The sequence below is a fragment of the Rhizorhabdus wittichii genome, from assembly GCF_017607425.1.
Taxonomy (GTDB): domain Bacteria; phylum Pseudomonadota; class Alphaproteobacteria; order Sphingomonadales; family Sphingomonadaceae; genus Rhizorhabdus; species Rhizorhabdus wittichii.
On sequence record NZ_CP059319.1, the window covers coordinates 5,470,678 to 5,485,441 of the forward strand.

Sequence of the window (14,764 nt, forward strand, 5' to 3'; positions counted from 1 at the left end):
CAGGCCGTCGGGTCCGCTGCATTGCGTAAACTGCATTCAGTATATGGCGGATCACGCGCTTGGGAAGAGCGCGCCGCATGTCCCCATTCTTCAGAAGGAAAGACTTCTATGACTCAAGCCAGGGTCGCCGTCGTAATCGGCGGAAGCAAGGGAATCGGCGCAGCCATCGCGCGTCGCCTCTCTCCATCGATGACGGTGGTGCTGACCTTCTCCAGCGACGAAGCCGGTGCGGCGGCGACCGTTCAGGACATTGAAGCGACCGGTGGAAGAGCGGAGGCCATCCGCGTCGACATCCGCCGGCCGGACGAAATCATTGCCCTGTTCGATCTGATAGCCGCGCGCCACGGCCGGATCGATTTGCTCGTCAACAATGCGGGCGTCGGTGGAGCGGGTGGGGTCGGCGATCTGGAGTGGGATGGGATCGGCGCGGTGCTCGACGTTAATCTCCGCGCGGCGCTGTTCTGCACCGGGCGGGCATTGCGGCTCTTCCCCGAAACGGGAGGGACGATCCTCAACATCGGTTCGGTGCTCGCGACCCAACCCGTGGCGGGCCAGTCGGTCTATGCGGCGAGCAAAGCGGGGATCGATGCGATCACCCGCACGCTGGCCCAGGAACTGGGACCGCGCGGCATCCGGGTCAATGCGATCGCGCCCGGCCCGGTCGATACCGCGCTGCTCGGTGCCGATGAGGGAAGCAAGGCATTTCTGGGTACGCGCGCCGCGTTGGGGCGGATCGGTCGGCCTGACGACTGTCCGTCGTCGGGACATTTGGCGCAGATGGTTGCGCAGAGAAGAGGAGATCGGGCCTCGTCTGGGGTTGATGTTTAGGCGGCGAGCTTGCGGTGAAGCAAGCGTCGCTGTTCGATGGTCTTTCGCTTGATGCGTTTCCTCCGTTCGATAATGGCGGCGGCCCTGCCGAAATAGGCGTCGGCCGGTGTCACGTTGTCGAGGCTCTCGTGATAGCGGCGATGGTTATAATGCTCGACGAAGGCCTCGACCTGCCGTTCGAGATCGCCAGGCAGGAAGTAGTGCTCCAGCAGGATGCGGTTTTTCAGGGTCTGGTGCCAGCGCTCGATCTTGCCCTGGGTCTGGGGATGTAGCGGAGCGCCGCGAACATGGCTCATGTCATGGGCTTTGATCCAGTCGGCGAGTTCGCCGGCGATGTAGCTCGGTCCGTTGTCGCTGAGCAGCTTTGGTTTGTGCCTGACGGTGGCGTGGTCGCAGCCTGAGGCTTCGAGCGCGAGTTGCAGCGTGTCGGTCACGTCCTCGGCCCGCATCGTGGTGCACAGCTTCCAGGCGATGATGTAGCGCGAGAAATCGTCGAGCACGGTGGAGAGGTACATCCATCCCCAGCCGATGATCTTGAAGTAGGTGAAATCGGTCTGCCACATCTCGTTCGGGCGGCTGGTCTTGCGATGGAACTCGTCGGCCGCCTTGACCACGACGAAGGCCGGGCTGGTGATCAGGTCATGCGCCTTGAGCAGGCGGTAGACCGTTGATTCCGAGACGAAATAGTCCTTCTCATCGGTGAAGCGCACCGCCAGTTCGCGGGGCGACAGATCGGACTGCTCCAGTGCCATCTCGACGATCTGGTCCTGAATGGCGCCGGGGAGGCGGTTCCAGACCCGGCTCGGCGCGGAAGGACGATCCTCCAGCGCCTCGGGGCCGCCTTCGAGATAGCGATCATACCATCGGTAGAAGGTCCGCCGCGCGACGCCCAACTGGTCGAGGGTCCGCTTCGCCGGCAGGTGCGACTGCTCGACGATGCGGATGATCTCCAGCTTCTCGGATCCCGGATACCTCATTCGGGGTCTCCCCCATCCGCGATCATGCTTTTTTTCAGCAGCCGGTTTTCGAGCGTGAGGTCGGCGACGGCCTCCTTCAGGGCACGCGCCTCACGGCGCAGATCCTGTACCTCGCCGCTCGTCGCGGCACGGGCGGTGTCGCCCGCCAGCCGACGCTTCCCGGCCTCCATGAACTCCTTTGACCAAGTATAATACAAGCCCTGGGCAATGCCCTCCTTGCGGCACAGCTCCGCGATGCTGTCATCGCCGCGCAAGCCCTCCAGAACCACGCGGATCTTGTCCTCCGCCGAGAAATGCCGGCGTGTCGCGCGCCGGATATCCTTCACCACCTGTTCGGCCGACGCCTTGGGTTTGCGGGCCGATTTTACGCTTGAGGATTTGGGCTTCATCTTCGTTCCTTCGTCACTACGACGAAGCCCAAATCCTCCTTACATCACAACCTCAAATCTGTGCCATTGGCGCTGACGGCGGACAGTGGGCCGGCTATGCGGTGGCCGAGGTGCTGGGCCTCGATAGCGAGAGCAAGGCGGACAAGAAGCGGATCGGCGCCATGCTGAAGACGTGGGTGGCGAATGGGGCGCTGATCGCCGAGGAGGGCAAGGACGACCGGCGCAAACCGGTCAAGTTCGTCCGTGTTGGTCGCCCTGCCGATGATGTTGCTCCACCTCAAAAGGTGGAGCGGAGCAAGGTGGAGCAAATCCGCCCCGAAACCTGCTCCACCACCACCCCTTATAGGGGGTGGGGGGTGGAGCGGAGCAGCGCGCCGGGTGAAAATCAAGGTGGAGCAAATCGCCCTGTTTGGATGGACGAGGAAGACCCCGCCGTGGCGGGCTTCGAACAAGGAAGGGGGCTCGGCGTATGACGGGGCAATCGAAGCCAAACGCCAAGGTCGAAGTGGCCGCCGGTCAAGCCATCGATCAATACAAGGCAGAGCTCGTCGACCGGCCATATCTACGCCACGCGTTGATAGCCGGTGCCTGGGGTGCCGCTGGCCTCGATGGGATCGAGTTCGATCCGATGCATTCGGCGCGTGTCTTGAAGGAAAATGCGGACACGATGATCGCCACGGCTGGCGCCGGCTCCGTGGGCATGGAAGGGCCGATGGCGCTCCTCATGACGCAGGCATCATCCCTCGATGCTATCTTTACCGAGCTGACCCGTCGCGCCGGGCTCAGCATGGGCCAGCATCCAGAGGCGTTCGAGCGATATATGCGGCTTGCCCTGAAAGCTCAGGCCAACTCGCGGTCCACGCTGGAAACGCTCGCCAGAGTGGCGCGGGGCGGTGAGCAGGTAGTGCGCCACGTCCACAATTACATCGACAATCGCGGCGGACAGGCTGTCGTCGCTGAAACTGTACAAACCGGGGGTGAGAATGGAAAAAGTCTCGGTCAATCTTATGGGCCTGCATGCGATGCGATCGGTCCCGCGTTGCTTGGCGAAAACCCGGCGAGGCACAGCTTGCCAGTGCCCGGCAATGAGAGGGAAAAGGCGGTGTCGCATTCACGGCGGAAAAGCCGGAGCGCCCAAGGGCAATAAGAACGCCTTCAAGCACGGTTTGCGGTCTCGCGAGATGACCGAACTGCGTGCGTTGCTGGCGCAAATACGGCGACAGAAAAGGGAGGGGATATGACGCTGACACCGGCGGACCGCGCCCAGCTTGAGGCTCTTACCACACCGGTCATCAACAGTATCAACGCGGCATTATGGGCTTGGCGGGACGAAGCGCTTGCCCTCCGAAAATCCTTGTTGCTCGACAGCTTTGACGAGCGTCTGACCGGCATCGCCGCCCAGGATGGCCTTTCCGCTGAAGAGCTTGCTAGGATCGAATTGGCAGCGTTGATGAACAACTGGCCGCGTCCCTTGGAAAACTTGCTGGGAGAGGTGCTGACATATTGCCCGGAAGGGCTTTTCGATGCGATCGAGACGTTGGGCATCAACAGGGAGTTCTGCGCCACGGTGCAACGTTTTGCGGCCGAGGTCGGCACCGAGATGGAAACAGATGCGAGACAGGCCATCGTCGAGGAAATGGGGCGCCGGAACCAGGTAGGCGAATAGAATCCTCCAGATTGGAGGAAATGCGCGCCGCTATTTCTCTCCCGACATGCTACCTCTTTGGCAAATCACGGGGGTGTCCAATGTTTTACCCGATCGATGCGATCGAACTTCAATCTATAGACGGCGCCGAGCCGGGGGCTGTCATGCTGCACCGTATTAACGGAATAACATACCCGATACTCGTCGCCGATATAAATGAAACTCGGGTATACATGTCGTTAGGGGGCCAATTCCCTTTCTCGATCGATGCTATGACCAATACTGCCTCTCGATGGTTGCGAAGCAAACAGCCGGTCGTATTCAAGGTCGACATGGACAGCGCTTACAGCCCTCAAGTCGAGTCTGAGCGGCGTGGAGATATGTTCATCTCGTCAGGCGAGCGGGGTATTATCGGTATCTGGCACGGTGCAATCGCTAGGATTAGCCTCGACGGAGTGGATCTTCCAGAACCCGACTGGTCCGAATATGTCGGCTTCCGGCGTTGGAAGGTGGTACTTCCATTGGACGACCACAGTGAGCTGACGATTTTCGAGTGGCCAGCTCAGGTCGCCTAGTCTCATGGCAAAGCTACCAACAAAAACCCCGGCACGATGGCCGGGGCAGATGGCTAGATATGTCCAAGGCTATTCAGGGGCTCTCTCGTCGTGGTCACGCATTCCCTTCGTAGGCTACGTGGAACGAACCGAGCGAGGCCAGCGCGGGCGTCATGACAGCGTCGTCCAACTCGTCATTGAGTGCGCAGACCCTTCCGGTGAGGATGGCGCACTTGATGTCGCAGGCGCCGCATCCGATCGTGCAGCCCGGCGTTGACCGAAATACCGCTCTTGGATCGGGGCCGGCGGCCTTGAAGCGCGCCAGATCCTGCTTAGCCTCTTCAAGCAGAGCCATCAGGGTGAGGGTATCGCGCATTGTCAGGCCCTCCCTGCCAAGCGCATGACGTCGGCCATGAGATCATCCTTGGCCGCTTTCCAGCGCCCCTCCTCCTCGGTGATCTCCATCTTCGCGAGCACGTCGTGGATCGACTGAGCGGGTGTTTTCATGAACGCGATCAACGCATCATAACACTGGTCACCTAGCTCCTCCTCCCGCTGAAGGACTGAATCCAAGGCGCATTCGGCTCTGAGCCGCTCCCTCTCGCTATCGCGGCAATCGGCGGCTTCGATCAGATCTTTCAGGGTGGCGATGTAATCATGATCGCGCTCGGCCCATGACAGGTTGTCGGCAACGATCTTACGAGCCATCGAGACAGAGGCCGGGTCTTTTGTCGATAGTGCCGTTCGGCCACCATCGAAGTTCTCGAAGCTGTTGGCCGTCCTGTGGTGCGGGATAGCTCCCGCCGCCCTCTTGAATGCGTCGCTAGTCGGCGTCGCAATCTCGGCGGAATATCGCTGCATCTCCCGTTGGGCTTCGCGATACGCGGCAAGTCGGCTGCTCACGTCGGGGCTGATCAATCCGGCTTCGACTTTCTGGCTGCACGACATCACTGCCAGTGCGGGGAGCATAGCGAGCGGGCCGGTGGCAAGGATGCCGAGAGCGGAGCGGCGGGTGGTTTCGGTGGTACCCATCAGCGCCTCCCGTTCTTAGGCTGCTGACGTTTGGCGGTCACATCCTTGGCAAGCAGTTGCGCCAACCGGCTCTCGCACGCCTTCAAAAGATCGGTGTTGATGTCGATCGCCATGCGGTAGCGCTCGATGTCGGCACGATAGAGGGCAATGCTGTGCTCCCTCTGCGTTTCTTCCCTGTTGGTTCCCTTGGCCGGGAATGGAATTATCGCAGCGGTCATGTTACTGCCCTCCCTCACGCTGGAGGGCGGGCGGCATGATGCGTCGAATATCGGCGATCAGCGCGTTTTGGAGAGACTCCCTGTCCCATTCGTCATTATCGCGAGCGAACTCGATCTTTGCTACCAACTCATCGGCCGTGTGGACCTCTGCGAGAATTACGGCCATGAGCGCATCATAAATTTCGTCGCCAATGCGATCTTCATATTCGCGAAGCTCAGGCACTCCGTGCATATGCCGGAGACGTTCAACCTCCTTGTCGCGGAGGTTCGCCAATTCGACGAGTTCTCGCTGCGGGACCATGTAGGCATCGTTATTTCGAAGCCCGTCGAAGTCATCGCCGCCGCCATTTACCAGCTCCCTAGCCAGTCTCACGGCCGACTGTCTTTCGGTCGTCTCATGAAAGCCCATGAAATTAGCCTTCGTGGTCTGATGGGGGATGGCCGCGACCGCCGCCTCGTAACGATCCATAATCACATCATGGACAGTTTCACCCCAAACGCGAGATTGCTCGCGCAGCATGCGATGCCGCTCGATGAGCGCGCTGATACCGGCAGATGGCACCATCGCACTGGCTGCCGCCGGAGCCGCTATAATTGGCGCCGTGGCGATGACGCCTAGTATCGAACGCCGCGAGGGCGTAAAATCATGGATAGCCATATCGATCTCCTATCGATCGTTGTTGGTCAGAGCCGGGTGGGGAGCTACTACCTTCCCCTCGGCTCGCTATTGTGATACCACGGTTTCTATGAACAGTCAAGAAACCTTGCAACCACAGAAACGTCGCGGTCCCGCCCCAACCGGCAAAGGCACTCCGATTCAGGTGCGGTTGCAACCCGATCAGCTCGCGTCGCTGGATGCCTGGATTGAAAGGCAGCCGGACAAGCTTACGCGGCCAGAAGCTGTGCGCGCCATCCTTCGAGAGAAGCTTCCATGACGAGCGACCAGGTTAGCGCCGAACCGTTGGACGCCTTCCACCGCCATGAAGCGCTGCACACTGCCCATATCGTTGCGGAAATGTTTGACCGCTATGTCGCGGATCATCCCTTTGTTGGGACCGATCCTGAGCTGAAGGACGCTGCGTCGCGCCTTTCAGCCGGTTTGCACGGCCTGTACCAAGCCATTGCCTCAAAAGAGTGAGCCCTGATGATCCCTCCTAAATCCCAGCGCACGACCCGCGAAGCTCGGCCCACTGGTGAAACCTTCAACGCCAAGCAGGCCGTTGCCCGTATGATGGCCCGGAACCCAAAGGTCATGACGAAACTTGCTGAATGCTGAAGTGGTTTTTGCCTGATGCGTCGAAACCGTCACGAGAGTATCGTGCCGAGCAGCAGCGATGGGCCGTGGCCACAAGCGATGCAATTTTCCGGATAGCGGAAATGCTATTGGTCTGCGGCGCGGTGGTATATCTTGAACAGCGAGCCTCGGTCCCACCAATCGCGTCCACGATCCTTAGCGCGTGCGTAGCAATGTATGCGCGTGGCCGTATCAGTGCAGGCATGCTCGAAGCGATTGAAGAGGACGACAGCCCAGAAGAGAGAAAGCGGGTGCAGCATTTAATTGCAAATGGTGTCGCATTTTGCATTTTCGTGGCCGCCGTGACGCTCACAGCGCCCGTTGTTGAGATCATCGTCGCCAATCAGCCCTGATGATCCGCCCGTACCAAAATCTCTGACGGGGGGCCTCGTATGTTGGGCGCGCTCGGGCTCGGTATCGTGGGCTGTGCGGAGATGGGAGATAGGGTTCCACGACATTCTGCAGATACTCCTCTCGACCTATTCCCTTGTCCGAATCCCTACCACCACGACGGGGACGCTATCCGGTGCGGCGCCTCTGGGCGCTCGATGCGGCTATATGCGATCGACGCCCCGGAAATGCCGGGCGCGTGCCGTCCAGAGCGTCAATGTACTCCAGGCGCCCCCTTCGCCGCCCGCGATCATCTACGCGCTCTGACAGCCGGGAAAACGGTCGCATGCCGGCAGATCGATTTGGACCGATATGGACGAAAGGTCGTCCAGTGCTTCGTCGACGATATTGACCTGTCGTGCGCGATGGTACGAACCGACTTCGCCATCGAGCGTTACGGAAACTTGCCTGCGACCGTTGACAAAATGAAAGTCTCGGATTACGCTCCACCGGCGCGTAATCCGTTGAAGATTGCGCGCTCACGCACTATCTTAGCCTTACTGAGCTGAGATAGGGCGATGACACTCGATTTAAAGGCAGCACTTGAGCAGGCGATCCGTAATCGTTTTGCCGCTGGGCAGATCGAGACGGTATCCATCACCGATGGCGTAGCCGCTGATGGCGAGCGCGTATTCAACGTCACGATAGTCTTCAATAAGACGCTGGATGTCGCGAAAGCTGCAAGTTTAGCTCGGTATATGCGGTCGACTCTTGAAGAGGCAGATGAACCGGCTTTTCCGATTATAGCCTTCCGATCTGTGGCTGATCAGAAGAAGCTACAGGCTGCAGCCGCTTGATCTGATCTCGACCGCCAAGGTCTTGACAGATGCCGGGAAGGGCAAACCTTCCCAGGCAAATCTCCGACGCGCCGCTAGCACCACGTACTACGCGCTGTTCCATTCGCTCGCCCGCACTTGCGCGGATACAATGCTAGGCGGCTCAGGCGCATCGCGGGGCGTTAATGCATGGCGGCAGGTTTACCGGGCACTCGAGCACGGGTTTGCTAAGAACGCGTGCTCGGACAGGCATACAATGGGTCTATTTCCAAAAGCGATCGAGGATTTTGGGAATGCCTTTGTGACGATGCAAGAAAAGCGCCATAGCGCGGACTACGATCCCTACATCCGGCTAACCAAATCAGAAGTGTCGCTGGACATCGCCATTGCAGAGCAAGTCATTCGTGATTTTGCGAAGGAGCGGATGAAAGATCGTCGCGCCTTCTGCACTTGGGTTCTGTTCAAGAAGCCGCGTAATTAGACAGCGCTTAGTGCGTCGGGATCACCACACCGTCGCGCCCATCTCCTCCAGCCGGCGCTGGCGAACCGAAGCGAGCCGCCCCGGCTCGCCAGTTGGCTTCAGCGAGCTATGGGTTTCGCGTCGGCATAGGCTTTCATGATCGCAGCTCGCATTGTCTGCGCCCGAAGATCGCCGCCCTTAATACCTTGCACGTATCCGCCCCAGTCCTTCATCGAATGGCGGGTGAGTGCTCCATATAAACGCTGCCGGTCGAGCCCATCCGGCGGCGAGATTAGGATACGGGTTAGGCCGAGGAAGATTGACGCGCCGTTGCTCAGAACCTCGCCCTTGAAAGCAAGCGCTATCGCGGTGAGCGCTTCGATCACGATGTCCTCGCCGTGCTTTCCGATGACTTTCTGAACGCTGCTGGTGAAGGCCACCTCACCGGGAAGCCACGATTGTGACCCGGTCTGCCGTGCCACCTTCAACCCAGCAGCCTCGATTGCCTTACGCACTTCAAGGGCATCCTCATCGCCGGCAACCAAGGCAGCATGAAAGTCGTCTAGGCGATTGATAGCTCGACGAGCGCGATTAGCTGCAACAAACATCGCCGCCTCATCCGCTGGCCCTCCGTAATTGGCAACCGAGCATGGAAGGTGTGGAAGATCGCCCCGCATCTTGGCTGCGGCAAGCCGATGTTGACCATCCAGGACATATCGTTCGTCACCGCGCCTAGATACGGCGAGCGGCGTGCAAAGTCGCCAATCCCAGTTCGCGGCAATCGAGGCGATTAGGCGCCGAGACGCGTGATTTTCGATCGATCGCTGGTAATCCATGTCCACCTTGAGGTCATCAACATGGATAAACTCGATGCTCGGCGGTGTTCCGCGAACCGGGGCATAGGTGCGTTTGGACGCGTCGTTCATGGCTGTTCTCCGGCGGGGGAGGAATGGAGCTAGGGATTTGCCCGGGCCGATTAGCTGGACCGGTCGCGGCGACGTTCGGACACGCTGCTGAAGTTCGCGCATTCGCTCGTCCGCATCCGATGGCGAACAGGAAAAGACCTTACCATCATGCTCAATCACAACATCTCCGCGATGTACTCGCTGGCGGCCAAGGGCTGTGGAGATGAGATACGTGCCGTTGGGCTCTCGCGCACCGATCAATGCGCTGGAAAGCCAGTCAGGCATTTGGTCACCTTGGTTTTTCCATACTCGGACGGAAGGTGCCGCCGAGGCGGCCGATACAGATGCCATGGCATCCTCCTTCGTGGGTCATCCCTGTCGGTGGGATGCCATGGCATCGGTGTGAGTGAGTCGCCTCCCCGCAATCGATGAACCGGGCCAAGCGTGATGTGGGATGAGGATGATCAGCGACCATAGCACTCGATAACATTTGCTCGCCGGTACCAAAGCGGCTGCTGCTGAGCAGCGCAGGTACCAGAATACCAAAGTCTTTGCGCAGTATGACCGGTCGTGATATAGACCAGCAACGAGGCTCAGCCTCTTTCGCTCGGCACGTCGCCAGCGCCCCGACCTAGCATCACAATCGGCGGCCATAGACGTGCAACGCACCGATCACACTCTGATGACGGAACTCGCTAACAGCGAGAGTATTTCTGCGTCCCAGCCCGACCCCACCGCGATTGAAGCATATATGCATCCGTCCCTAGATTTTGGGGCGGGTTTTCGCTTTGTCGAAGCAATTGCCCAGCATTATTTCATCAAAGCATTGGCTGGTCACTGCTCTGCATCCTTCGACGATGCGGAGCGGGCGTTTCTATTGCTCAATGCGGACGATCGTCTGTGGGTGAACAGTCCCGCAGGCTGGACCGAGTTGGCGCGCCAACTCTGCACGCCCGAAACTGCGCCCCTTTTTCCTGTGCTTCATTAGGAAGGTCACGCCGATGGCATTCGACATCAACTGGAATCTTCTCACCGATAGCAGTGCGAGGCTTGGGAACGCTATCGGCGAGGCGGGGAAGTCGTTTGCCGTGGCACGGAAGCGAAAAGCGCTGTCGAACTACCTCGCTAATCCCGACGACGAGGATGCCGCCCAGCAGTTGCTCGATCGAGACCCAGACCTTTACGTCAAAGCCCGATCTGCGGCGCGAGATGAGCAGACGCGGCGCGCCCAAAGCGATTATATCATTTCCCGTTATGGTTCCCCGGCGGCCGACAAGCCGGTCAACAATTCGCTGGTGGGAGCGACTGCAAGCCCGGGAGCATCTGGAGAGATCACCCTTCCGCCACCTCTCAATGGCGTCACGTTGCCGTCTGGGCCAATGAGTGCGGCCAATTCACAGCCCGATGCTTTCACTCGTCTGGCAAAAGCCGATGCGGCAACGGCTATGAAAATGCGTATTGATGCGCTGAAGTTCGATAGCGACCGGCTGGAACTTGCAGACAAGGTGAACGCTGCGCAGTTGAAGCTGCTCGCGACGGCGAAAGATCAGGCATCTTGGGAAATGGCGAAGTCCAGAGCGCGCCAACAGCTCCGGCAGTTTGGGCTAGATACCGATAGCCTGGACGCTCCGGAGCAGTTCGACCCGGATTGGGTCGAGACGCAGCGCCTAAACGCAATGGAGGCCGATAAATATTTCGCTGAGCTTCGCGGTCGGAAGCGGCTGGAATGGGACATCAGTGACGATAAACTCGACAACGCACGCGCTGATCGTGAAACCGATGACAGGATTTATGACCGAGGCCAGCGCCGCAATTTGATTGCGCGTGGACAGAACATGGATTCCGCCGACCGTCGTCGTGGCCAGAACATGATCGACGCTCGTAGCCGGGCTGATGATAGCAGGCCGACGCCATCGAAGGTGATCGGGCAAATCCTGCACAAGATCGCGACTGGGCAGAAGTTGACCCCGGCCGAAGCAGACGCTTTCAACACCTATAAATCGATTGATGCGGTAGATCGGGGCATTGGGCTGGGCGCAACTGCTGGCCTGCCCACTCCGACGGCTATGCCGACCCCCCAAGCCCAGCCGCAGCCCCGTCCCGTAACAGCAGCTACCGGGCCTGTGGTGGGACAGACAGCTACCAATAAGCAGACCGGAGCAAAGGTACGCTGGAACGGCGCCCGGTGGGAGCCAGTGCGGTAATGGCGACGCCCCCTCCAGGCTTTGAGTTGGATGCGCCTCGCAGAACGGGAACGCTCGGGTTGACGACACCGCCGCCCGGCTTTGAGGTCGACGAACTGCCTTCCGAATATGAACTGGATGCGCCTCTCCGCGTGTCTGCTCCGCCATCGCCGTGGGCAACCCCGCAGGAGGCATCTGACGGAAAGGGGATCGCATATTTCCCGGATGAGCCGACGCCGTTCCAAGGCCTCAAGCCTGAAGTGGCAAAGCGTTATGTCGATCTATTCGCTGATCCAAAAAGCACTGCGGAAGATCTGGCATCTTTCGCCAAGGCCAATGGCTTCTCGATCGACATGGACGACGCCAGGGCTCGCATCGCCAAGCGCAACAGTGGGGTGCAGCCGACCGATCAGCTTGAATATGCTGAGGCCCCGCGCATCCTGACTGATCCTGGCGATGGTGCAGCCGGTGCGGCTATGCGTGGCATTGGTGATCCGATCAACATGCTCGACGAGCTGGGCGCGGTCGTCGACACGCTGGGTGGGACGGAGGGGCGTCCCAATATCTGGGACAATCCTGATCAAAGATTTGGTGACCTGCTGTGGCAGAATATCGATCAGAACAGGTCGGTCATCGGCTATGACGAGGAAAACCATCCCTACGCCCGATTTGGCGGACAGGTGGCGAGTGGCCTTGTCGCGCCGGGCATATCGGTCGAAGGCGTTGGGGCCGCCGCCGCACGCAAGGTTCTGCTAGAAGGCGGCACGCGAGCGGCTGCGGAGGCGGCGGCGCGTAGAGCGGTAGCCGCTCGGCTATCCGTCTCCGGCGGCATTGAAGGGGCGTTGGCCGGCGCCGGTGCTGGTGAAGGCGGCGTAGTCGATCGTCTGCCCGACGCAGCGCTAGGCGCGGGTATTGGTGCCGTTGCGGCTCCTTTGCTTGGCCTCGGGGCGGAGGGCGTCGGAAAGGGTTTTCGCGGGGTTCGCCGCTTTCTGACCGAACGCGGTAGCCGGGCCGACGACCTGGCGGCTGATGCTGTCGAGCAGGCCGGGAATGTCGAGATCGATAATAATCGTGGCGCCGTTATTTCGGGGGCATCTCCTGCGCGAGATGCTGCCATGGAGGCGGAGGGCATGGCTCCCGTCACAGCCAACGGCCCCGAGGCGCCTCATGGCTTCGTCCTCGATGGCGCCCCGCCGACCGCCCCGGCTGGCTTCGTGCTGGACGAGCCCCCCTTGTCGCCTCGTCCGACACCAATGGCTGAGCGCCCGTCGCCGGAAGCTATGGCGGATGTCGCGCGGGGCACTGATCCCGGCTCCCTACTGCCGATCCCGCGCAATGAGATCGAGTCGCTTGATGAAGCGATGCGCGCCAATCCGGGTTCGCGCCAGTTGATCAAGGCCCCGAACGAGCGCGAGGTGCTTCCGAGCTACCAGATAGGCGGTGCCGGTCCGAAACGCCGTGATCCGCTTGATCTCCTGGGTTGGCTACGCACGAAAGGCGGCATCCGCGATGATCGTGGGGAACTCGCGCATCTGGGTATCGACAACAAGCCGAGGGGCATTGAGTTCGCGAAGTCGGAAGGCTTTCTCGGAAAGCTTGTACGCGATGACGGTATGTCGATTGACGATGCTGCAATCGGGGCATGGGAACAGGGCTATTTTCCTGATCTCGACGAACCGCCATCGGCAGCTCAGTTCCTCGATGCGCTGGACCTCACCCATAGGGGTGGTTCTGGCCGTATCTTTCACCCAGACGATTACGAAGCTCTGGATGCCTACCGTGTGGCCCAGCGCAGCCGGAATGAGATTGAACGCGCCGAGCAAGAGGGACGCCCCCTTGTTGAAGACGTTGGTGAACCTGCCACCATGGCCGATCTGGATGCCAACCAGCCCCCAGCAACGGCCTTTGAGGACTTGCCGTCGATCGGCGGGAAGGTGGGCAATATCCGAGTGGATAAGCTCGGGTCGTCTCTCGACATTTCCCGCGCGCTTCAGACGGTTGATAATCGCTTCGGCGGCTTCGACGCAGCACGGCGCGGGAAGATCGCTCAAGCCGAGACGAAGGCGCTCGCGGAAGAATTAAACATGACGCCGGACGACCTGCTGAAGCGGCGGCGCGGGCAGGCACTGAATGCAGAGCAAGCCCTTGCAGCGCGAGCCATCCTGGCCAAGTCTGGCGATGAGCTAGTGGAATTGGCGCGGAAGGCTCAGGGCGGCACTGACGAGGAGCTGGCAGCATTTCGCGCGGGCCTGCTGCGTCACGCCGCGATCCAAGAACAGGTCTCGGGTGCCACGGCGGAAGCCGGGCGGGCGTTGGCGCAATTTCGCATGGGGGCGGAGGGGGCGCTTGCAAAAGGCCGAATGCTTAAGGCTGTGATCGAAGGCGGCGGCGGCCGGGACAAGATCGAAGACGTGGCGCAGCGTATCCTGGATCTGGAAGAAACGCCCGCCGCGAAGAACGAGTTCGCCCGCAAGGTGATCAAGCCCGGAGCTTGGGACGTGGCGAAGGAGTATTGGATCAACGCCCTCTTATCAGGGCCGCGCACGCACGCTACCAACATAGGGTCAAATCTGCTGACGGCTTTGTGGTCGCTGCCCGAACATGCTGCGACCGCCGCTGTCGGCAAAGTGACGAGATCCGACGATAAGATGCTGTTCCGCGACGTGGGCGCACGCGCGGTCGGCATGATCGAGGGAGCCAGGGACGGCCTGCGCTTAGCGCGCAGGGCATTTATGACTGGCGAGCCGACTGACGGCGTTTCTCAGGTGGAGGCACAGCAATACCGAGCAATTCCCGGCAAGATCGGCAGTATCATCCGCACGCCTACGCGCGCCCTCATGGCAGAAGACGAGTTCTTCAAGAGCATCGCATATCGGGGGGAGATCAATGCGTTGGCTGCACGCCATGCTTTCTCACTACCCGGCTCGGCTGCTTCAAGGCAGAAGAGATTTGCGGAACTTCGCGACAATCCCACCGATGCGATGATCGATAAGGCGGTGAAGGCGGCACAGTATCAGACGTTTCAAGCCCCGCTCAAGGTGTCCGTCGTCGGGACATTTGGCGCAGATGGTTGCGCAGAGAAGAGGAGATCGGGCCTCGTCTGGGGTTGATGT

At 60.2% G+C, this 14,764-nt stretch carries 20 protein-coding genes; 14 read left to right on the top strand and 6 right to left on the bottom strand.

The genetic code is table 11. The features are described from left to right. Positions 1–108 precede the first annotated feature (108 nt). Positions 109–828, top strand: a complete 720-nt coding sequence (locus tag HRJ34_RS25960; RefSeq protein ID WP_208632876.1) for an SDR family NAD(P)-dependent oxidoreductase — start codon at positions 109–111, stop codon at positions 826–828. Here the strand turns inward: HRJ34_RS25960 and HRJ34_RS25965 are convergent. Continuing rightward, positions 825–2,194, bottom strand: a protein-coding gene (locus HRJ34_RS25965) for an IS3 family transposase (protein WP_150289884.1) whose coding sequence is annotated in 2 segments (ribosomal slippage) — positions 825–1,840 and positions 1,840–2,194 — 1,371 coding nt in all. Because the reading frame shifts where the segments join, the coding sequence is not laid out codon by codon here. The genes HRJ34_RS25960 and HRJ34_RS25965 overlap by 4 nt on opposite strands. A 101-nt stretch (positions 2,195–2,295) precedes the next feature. Here HRJ34_RS25965 and HRJ34_RS25970 point away from each other — a divergent pair. From HRJ34_RS25970 to HRJ34_RS25985, 5 genes are all read left to right on the top strand, one after another. Further along, entirely contained in the window at positions 2,296–2,667 is a 372-nt protein-coding gene (locus HRJ34_RS25970; RefSeq protein ID WP_208632877.1) for a hypothetical protein, read from the top strand. Beyond that, on the top strand, positions 2,664–3,341 hold the full coding sequence (locus tag HRJ34_RS25975) for a hypothetical protein (RefSeq protein WP_208632878.1): 678 nt from the start codon (positions 2,664–2,666) through the stop codon (positions 3,339–3,341). The genes HRJ34_RS25970 and HRJ34_RS25975 overlap by 4 nt, the downstream gene beginning before the upstream one ends. Further along, positions 3,280–3,435 (top strand): hypothetical protein, encoded by a 156-nt coding sequence (locus HRJ34_RS29685; RefSeq protein ID WP_404947158.1) that lies wholly within the window; start codon positions 3,280–3,282, stop codon positions 3,433–3,435. The genes HRJ34_RS25975 and HRJ34_RS29685 overlap by 62 nt, the downstream gene beginning before the upstream one ends. Then, entirely contained in the window at positions 3,432–3,860 is a 429-nt protein-coding gene (locus HRJ34_RS25980) for a hypothetical protein (RefSeq protein WP_208632879.1), read from the top strand. The genes HRJ34_RS29685 and HRJ34_RS25980 overlap by 4 nt, the downstream gene beginning before the upstream one ends. A gap of 80 nt (positions 3,861–3,940) precedes the next feature. After that, positions 3,941–4,414: a hypothetical protein gene (locus tag HRJ34_RS25985; RefSeq protein ID WP_208632880.1), complete on the top strand. Its 474-nt coding sequence runs from the start codon at positions 3,941–3,943 to the stop codon at positions 4,412–4,414. Positions 4,415–4,508: 94 nt separating this feature from the next. Here the strand turns inward: HRJ34_RS25985 and HRJ34_RS25990 are convergent, their stop codons facing one another. Genes HRJ34_RS25990 through HRJ34_RS26005 form a run of 4 tightly spaced genes read right to left on the bottom strand, consistent with a single transcriptional unit; the run spans position 4,509 to position 6,301 of the window. Continuing rightward, positions 4,509–4,769 (bottom strand): hypothetical protein, encoded by a 261-nt coding sequence (locus tag HRJ34_RS25990; RefSeq protein WP_208632881.1) that lies wholly within the window; start codon positions 4,767–4,769, stop codon positions 4,509–4,511. Between the two features lie 2 nt (positions 4,770–4,771). Beyond that, positions 4,772–5,425, bottom strand: a complete 654-nt coding sequence (locus HRJ34_RS25995) for a hypothetical protein (RefSeq protein ID WP_208632882.1) — start codon at positions 5,423–5,425, stop codon at positions 4,772–4,774. Then, on the bottom strand, positions 5,425–5,643 hold the full coding sequence (locus HRJ34_RS26000) for a hypothetical protein (RefSeq protein WP_208632883.1): 219 nt from the start codon (positions 5,641–5,643) through the stop codon (positions 5,425–5,427). The genes HRJ34_RS25995 and HRJ34_RS26000 overlap by 1 nt, the downstream gene beginning before the upstream one ends. A 1-nt stretch (position 5,644) precedes the next feature. Beyond that, entirely contained in the window at positions 5,645–6,301 is a 657-nt protein-coding gene (locus tag HRJ34_RS26005) for a hypothetical protein (protein ID WP_208632884.1), read from the bottom strand. A 273-nt stretch (positions 6,302–6,574) separates the two neighbouring features. Here HRJ34_RS26005 and HRJ34_RS26010 point away from each other — a divergent pair, with 273 nt between their 5' ends. The 5 genes from HRJ34_RS26010 (at position 6,575) to HRJ34_RS26030 (ending at position 8,584) form a co-directional block, all read left to right on the top strand. Beyond that, the gene (locus tag HRJ34_RS26010; protein ID WP_208632885.1) at positions 6,575–6,781 is read left to right on the top strand and encodes a hypothetical protein; all 207 of its coding nucleotides are present in this window, start codon (positions 6,575–6,577) and stop codon (positions 6,779–6,781) included. A 131-nt stretch (positions 6,782–6,912) separates the two neighbouring features. Beyond that, positions 6,913–7,290 (top strand): hypothetical protein, encoded by a 378-nt coding sequence (locus HRJ34_RS26015; RefSeq protein ID WP_208632886.1) that lies wholly within the window; start codon positions 6,913–6,915, stop codon positions 7,288–7,290. A gap of 195 nt (positions 7,291–7,485) precedes the next feature. Then, positions 7,486–7,836: a thermonuclease family protein gene (locus tag HRJ34_RS29690; RefSeq protein ID WP_208632887.1), complete on the top strand. Its 351-nt coding sequence runs from the start codon at positions 7,486–7,488 to the stop codon at positions 7,834–7,836. Between the two features lie 9 nt (positions 7,837–7,845). Continuing rightward, positions 7,846–8,124 (top strand): hypothetical protein, encoded by a 279-nt coding sequence (locus HRJ34_RS26025; protein WP_208632888.1) that lies wholly within the window; start codon positions 7,846–7,848, stop codon positions 8,122–8,124. A 235-nt stretch (positions 8,125–8,359) separates the two neighbouring features. Next, positions 8,360–8,584 (top strand): hypothetical protein, encoded by a 225-nt coding sequence (locus HRJ34_RS26030; protein WP_208632889.1) that lies wholly within the window; start codon positions 8,360–8,362, stop codon positions 8,582–8,584. A 98-nt stretch (positions 8,585–8,682) separates the two neighbouring features. Here HRJ34_RS26030 and HRJ34_RS26035 read toward each other — a convergent pair whose 3' ends face one another. Then, a complete protein-coding gene (locus HRJ34_RS26035; protein WP_208632890.1) occupies positions 8,683–9,489 on the bottom strand; it encodes a DUF6551 family protein in 807 nt (268 codons plus the stop codon). Positions 9,490–10,150: 661 nt separating this feature from the next. Between HRJ34_RS26035 and HRJ34_RS26040 the strand changes: the two genes are divergently transcribed. The 3 genes from HRJ34_RS26040 to HRJ34_RS26050 are packed head-to-tail and all read left to right on the top strand — an operon-like array spanning position 10,151 to position 14,761. Further along, a complete protein-coding gene (locus HRJ34_RS26040) occupies positions 10,151–10,456 on the top strand; it encodes a hypothetical protein (protein ID WP_208632891.1) in 306 nt (101 codons plus the stop codon). 13 nt (positions 10,457–10,469) lie between these two features. Next, on the top strand, positions 10,470–11,672 hold the full coding sequence (locus tag HRJ34_RS26045) for a hypothetical protein (protein WP_208632892.1): 1,203 nt from the start codon (positions 10,470–10,472) through the stop codon (positions 11,670–11,672). 59 nt (positions 11,673–11,731) lie between these two features. Then, positions 11,732–14,761, top strand: coding sequence for a hypothetical protein (locus HRJ34_RS26050; RefSeq protein ID WP_208632893.1), 3,030 nt, complete (start codon positions 11,732–11,734; stop codon positions 14,759–14,761). The last annotated feature ends 3 nt before the right edge of the window (positions 14,762–14,764 follow it).

Bases quoted from the DNA above. Each gene is read 5' to 3' on its own strand.
- HRJ34_RS25960 (WP_208632876.1), top strand. From the start codon at position 109: ATGACTCAAGCCAGGGTCGCCGTCGTAATCGGCGGAAGCAAGGGAATC.
- HRJ34_RS25975 (WP_208632878.1), top strand. From the start codon at position 2,664: ATGACGGGGCAATCGAAGCCAAACGCCAAGGTCGAAGTGGCCGCCGGT.
- HRJ34_RS29685 (WP_404947158.1), top strand. From the start codon at position 3,280: ATGAGAGGGAAAAGGCGGTGTCGCATTCACGGCGGAAAAGCCGGAGCG.
- HRJ34_RS25980 (WP_208632879.1), top strand. From the start codon at position 3,432: ATGACGCTGACACCGGCGGACCGCGCCCAGCTTGAGGCTCTTACCACA.
- HRJ34_RS25985 (WP_208632880.1), top strand. From the start codon at position 3,941: ATGTTTTACCCGATCGATGCGATCGAACTTCAATCTATAGACGGCGCC.
- HRJ34_RS25990 (WP_208632881.1), bottom strand. From the start codon at position 4,769: ATGCGCGATACCCTCACCCTGATGGCTCTGCTTGAAGAGGCTAAGCAG.
- HRJ34_RS25995 (WP_208632882.1), bottom strand. From the start codon at position 5,425: ATGGGTACCACCGAAACCACCCGCCGCTCCGCTCTCGGCATCCTTGCC.
- HRJ34_RS26000 (WP_208632883.1), bottom strand. From the start codon at position 5,643: ATGACCGCTGCGATAATTCCATTCCCGGCCAAGGGAACCAACAGGGAA.
- HRJ34_RS26005 (WP_208632884.1), bottom strand. From the start codon at position 6,301: ATGGCTATCCATGATTTTACGCCCTCGCGGCGTTCGATACTAGGCGTC.
- HRJ34_RS26010 (WP_208632885.1), top strand. From the start codon at position 6,575: ATGACGAGCGACCAGGTTAGCGCCGAACCGTTGGACGCCTTCCACCGC.
- HRJ34_RS26015 (WP_208632886.1), top strand. From the start codon at position 6,913: ATGCTGAAGTGGTTTTTGCCTGATGCGTCGAAACCGTCACGAGAGTAT.
- HRJ34_RS29690 (WP_208632887.1), top strand. From the start codon at position 7,486: ATGCGGCTATATGCGATCGACGCCCCGGAAATGCCGGGCGCGTGCCGT.
- HRJ34_RS26025 (WP_208632888.1), top strand. From the start codon at position 7,846: ATGACACTCGATTTAAAGGCAGCACTTGAGCAGGCGATCCGTAATCGT.
- HRJ34_RS26030 (WP_208632889.1), top strand. From the start codon at position 8,360: ATGGGTCTATTTCCAAAAGCGATCGAGGATTTTGGGAATGCCTTTGTG.
- HRJ34_RS26035 (WP_208632890.1), bottom strand. From the start codon at position 9,489: ATGAACGACGCGTCCAAACGCACCTATGCCCCGGTTCGCGGAACACCG.
- HRJ34_RS26040 (WP_208632891.1), top strand. From the start codon at position 10,151: ATGACGGAACTCGCTAACAGCGAGAGTATTTCTGCGTCCCAGCCCGAC.
- HRJ34_RS26045 (WP_208632892.1), top strand. From the start codon at position 10,470: ATGGCATTCGACATCAACTGGAATCTTCTCACCGATAGCAGTGCGAGG.